This window comes from Dysosmobacter sp. HCP28S3_G4 (genome assembly GCF_052065175.1).
Taxonomy (GTDB): Bacteria; Bacillota; Clostridia; order Oscillospirales; family Oscillospiraceae; genus Oscillibacter.
Genome location: NZ_JBQHUP010000130.1, coordinates 1 through 357, shown reverse-complemented (window position 1 = coordinate 357; position 357 = coordinate 1). Strand labels below are relative to the sequence as shown.

The window sequence follows — 357 nt, the reverse complement described above, 5'->3', positions numbered from 1 at the left end:
CGACGCATCCATGATGACACATTTCAGGAAGCGTATTTCTCCTGAGATGATTCAACGGATCAACGATCTGGTTTTTGCGCCAGAAGCAGTTGCCAGCATGGATAACCCCGAAGAAGATGATTCCGTAAATCAGGAAGACAGTGAGGACACTCTCTCGGCACAGCCGACAGAAGAATCTGAGAACCGTGGAACGCTGATTCTTGACGCGACCTGCTGTCCGGCAGATATTCATTATCCGACGGATGTCGGGCTGCTGAACCACGCCCGGGAGCTGGTAGAAAAGATGATCGATTTGCTGTATCCTTCCGCCCGTGATCTGTACCCCGAGAAGCCCCGGACCTATCGCCAGCAGGCTCG

Annotated in this window: 1 pseudogene; it reads left to right on the top strand. The window is 53.2% G+C overall.

Annotation, left to right across the window (positions count from 1 at the left end):
- Positions 1–46: 46 nt before the first annotated feature.
- Positions 47–357, top strand: a pseudogene (locus ACTNBU_RS12775) (IS5/IS1182 family transposase); the annotation flags it as partial.